The sequence below is a fragment of the Aeromonas aquatilis genome (genome assembly GCF_054052405.1).
In genome coordinates this window covers 1-3260 of sequence record NZ_JBSTYP010000120.1, presented here as the reverse complement: position 1 = coordinate 3260, position 3260 = coordinate 1, and the positions used below count along the sequence as shown (strand labels likewise).

4 protein-coding genes and 1 pseudogene are annotated in these 3260 nt (G+C 48.2%); 3 read left to right on the top strand and 2 right to left on the bottom strand.

From position 1 onward, the window contains the following. The first annotated feature begins 76 nt into the window (after positions 1 to 76). From ACW5W8_RS23415 to ACW5W8_RS23405, 3 genes are all read left to right on the top strand, one after another. The gene (locus tag ACW5W8_RS23415; RefSeq protein WP_498630806.1) at positions 77 to 361 is read left to right on the top strand and encodes a DUF6572 domain-containing protein; all 285 of its coding nucleotides are present in this window, start codon (positions 77 to 79) and stop codon (positions 359 to 361) included. Between the two features lie 88 nt (positions 362 to 449). After that, positions 450 to 986 (top strand): cysteine hydrolase family protein, encoded by a 537-nt coding sequence (locus tag ACW5W8_RS23410; protein WP_498630803.1) that lies wholly within the window; start codon positions 450 to 452, stop codon positions 984 to 986. Between the two features lie 137 nt (positions 987 to 1123). Then, positions 1124 to 1657 carry a DUF2628 domain-containing protein gene (locus tag ACW5W8_RS23405; protein ID WP_498630801.1) on the top strand — a complete coding sequence of 178 codons (534 nt, stop codon included), beginning with the start codon at positions 1124 to 1126 and terminating at the stop codon, positions 1655 to 1657. Between the two features lie 390 nt (positions 1658 to 2047). On the opposite strand, the gene ACW5W8_RS23400 is transcribed toward ACW5W8_RS23405, so the two are convergent. Together ACW5W8_RS23400 and ACW5W8_RS23395 are read right to left on the bottom strand one after the other, a co-directional pair. Further along, positions 2048 to 2998, bottom strand: a complete 951-nt coding sequence (locus ACW5W8_RS23400) for a transposase (RefSeq protein WP_498630799.1) — start codon at positions 2996 to 2998, stop codon at positions 2048 to 2050. A gap of 68 nt (positions 2999 to 3066) precedes the next feature. Next, positions 3067 to 3231 (bottom strand): annotated as a pseudogene (locus ACW5W8_RS23395) (alpha-amylase family glycosyl hydrolase); the annotation flags it as partial. Positions 3232 to 3260: the final 29 nt, after the last annotated feature.

The window sequence follows — 3260 nt, the reverse complement described above, 5'->3', positions numbered from 1 at the left end:
GTTGAAAGGCTGGGGTATCCATGATGGTAGACCTCAAGGTGATGGCCTACTTCAAGCTTAGCCTTTCAACACGTAATTGGGACATAGCCATGAAAAAGGTGTCGTAGTGCTTACAATTTCAGATCATCTGGAATGGAATGATGAGCACCTATTTCTACTCCAAGAAAAAATTAATACCCATTTGGCTTCTCTTGAGTCTGGCCAGGTATATGAAACTTACCCAGACTCAAAGGGAAAAGAATTCAAAATTAATGTGGTGTGCAAGTATGAGCCAACATCTTCTGCACTAGAGTTCATTTCACAGTGCAGCAATGTTATTAATCAAGCTGGGTTCCAGTTTGGTCACAAAGTCTACATTTAACAAGGCCAAGCAGCATCGCGCACTTTGTGCTCTGGACCTCGCTACGCTCGGCCGCTGTTGGCGGCGTTAGCCCTATCAGAGGAATATTATGAAATCTGCGGTTTTAGTGATCGATGTTCAGTCGATATTATTTGATCCAGAACCACACCCATTTGAGTCACAGTTGGTGTTGGCAAAAATTAATGCCGTCACTGAATCAGCTCGAAGTTACTCAATCCCAGTCATTTTTATTCAACATGAACAGCCTAATACAGGCATTGAGTACGGTTCAGATGGTTGGAAGTTACAAGCAAGTTTAGTGATAGAGTCCAGTGACTTATTTGTACGCAAGACAACGCCAGATTCGTTTCTGCATACCAATCTCGAGAAAGTATTAAAAGAGCTTGAAGTTGAGCGCGTACTTCTATGTGGTTACGCGTCAGAGTTTTGTGTTGATACGACAGCTCGTCGAGCAGCAGGTCTTGGCTATCATGTAACATTGATAGCTGATGCACATACGACTCACGATAAAATGCATGCAACTGGCGCAGAAATACGAAAACATCATAATTCGACCTTGCCGAATATCTCGAGTTTTGGCGTGAAAATTGAAGCGATTCCATTTGATAGCATTTGGTCATCATAGGGCTAACAAACGCCTCAAGAGGGACTGTCAACGCGTGGCGTTTCCAGTCCCATTGAGCCGCGGTGGTGACGGTTGTTGTGTTTGAGTTTAGTGGTATGCATTATCAGCCCTTTAGGCGGGCGTTATAGGAGGGAAGGATGATTCCTACGAGTGTTGAATCAACGCAAGAAAGAAAAAGAATAGTAATAGCTAAGGAAACGTCAGTCGAGGCGTACAAAGCGTATACTTGGGGGGATTACTATCCCAAACGTTGGAAGTCACTAATGAAAAATGAGAGCAGCAATGCAGGTTTCAACTTCTACGCATTTTTGCTTACGTATAAATGGTTCTTTTTCAGGAAAATGCCTGTGTTTGGTGTTGTTCTTATGTTGTTAGAAATTGCTGCGACAGTTGGCGGCAATTTAGCAGTGAGCCACTTTAGAGTTAGTCATGAATATGCTTTAATCATTGTAGCAGGAAGCCTTGTAATATTAATGCTTTTTAGCGGTTTGGTTGCAAATCGAGTTTATTTCAATCAAGCAAGAAAGGTTATAGAAAGCTACATCTCTTCAAGGATTCCGGATGAATACTTTGGAGAGGCCTTGCGGTCTGATGGTGGCACTAGTTTAGGTAACTTTCTGCTCTCAGTCTTTGTTAGTGGTGTAGTTTACTCAATGTTGAGCGCTGGCTAGTTATCCTATAACAATCGCATTAAACATCGCCCCCTGTGGGGGCTGGACTCGCAAAACTCGCTCGCCGTTTATGCGGGACGTTATACGCAGGCGAAAAATGAAAGAGAAGTTTAAGAGGCCTGCCCTCTTCATAAAAAGTAGAACCAATACACTCAGGATCTTTGGCGCTGTATTTTTTGTGCTTACGCTCATAGTAGAACTATTAGGACACCCACCATTTTGAGCAAACCTTGGTATGGCTGGCGGTGGCTGCCGTGATAGCACTATCATTGAGGGCTTCGGTTCAGAGAAGAGGAAAGCTTGCGATTTAGGCTTAAAAAGTGGTTTTTCAGCCAGCTCCAGCCATCGCATCAAAGGCGATGCAGGGGAATCAAAGTGGTGTGCCGCTGCTCAAAGTGAAGGTTGGTGACATCGTCGCTGGCCACAATGCGCCGCGTAACGCTGGCACTGCGCCTTGTCACCCACAACCCTGATACCCCGCCGCCGAAACAGTGTCACTTGTCTTAACCACTGAACCTTATCAAGGCCCAACCGTTGAAGAATGGGAGCTAGCTTTTCCGGAATATGGCCACGTTTATCCGTTCTGATAGCCCGACCGGTCCAATCCACCAGCATCAGATAGTCAGTGAAGGTAAACGGCAGCCCCTCGGGCTGACCTGGGCTGGAAAACGGCAACAACAGCGGCGGCAATGATACTGCAGGCACCTCGTCATCAAGACGCTGCTTTATGCTGGTGTAATCACTTTGCTCCGGTTTGTCGACCAACGCCGCGCGGATCGGATTCAGATCAACGTAGGCCATGCAAGCCAGCAGCGCAGACTCTGTCAGCAGGGCCTGACTTTTGAAGCGCCCTTCCCAAAAATGCCCCTTGCAGCCATCTTCCAGATTGGCCTGCCGCGCCATGCTCTCGTTGAGCAATCGTACAAACCAGCTGATTGAGTGCAGCCGCTCACGCCACGTAGCGATAAACGCCCGGACTACTTCAAGCTCGGGATCAATCAGGGATTCATGTTGGTACCAACGCCGCACCAACAGCGGCCACTGAAACAGCGCCGCCCAACGCTCGGCTACTTCTCGCTCACTCCACCTAGCGGCGGTTTCGACATCGACTTTGAGTACCAGGTGATAGTGGTTGCTCATCACCGCATAGGCGCACACCCCGATGGCAAACTGCCGTGACAGCTGACCAAGCCTGTCGACAACCCACTGACGCCGGTGCTCATAGCTATTGCCAGAGTGCGTATCTTGTCCACACAAGAAGGCCCGCCGCACACAACGGCTGACCACATGGTAATAGGGTGTATCTTGCAAGCTGATCTGGCGTGAACGAGCGATGGTCATGGCACACTCCTCGACTGGCTACCCATCAAGCGAAGCAGCATGCTACGCTGCAGTCAAATTGGTGGGTGTCCCAGATTTTTTGTGTCCCAGATTTTTTCCTTACGCCGGTGCTCATAGCTATTGCCAGAGTGCGTATCTTGTCCACACAAGAAGGCCCGCCGCACACAACGACTGACCACATGGTAATAGGGTGTATCTTGCAAGCTGATCTGGCGTGAACGAGCGATGGTCATGGCACACTCCTCGACTGGCTACCCATCAA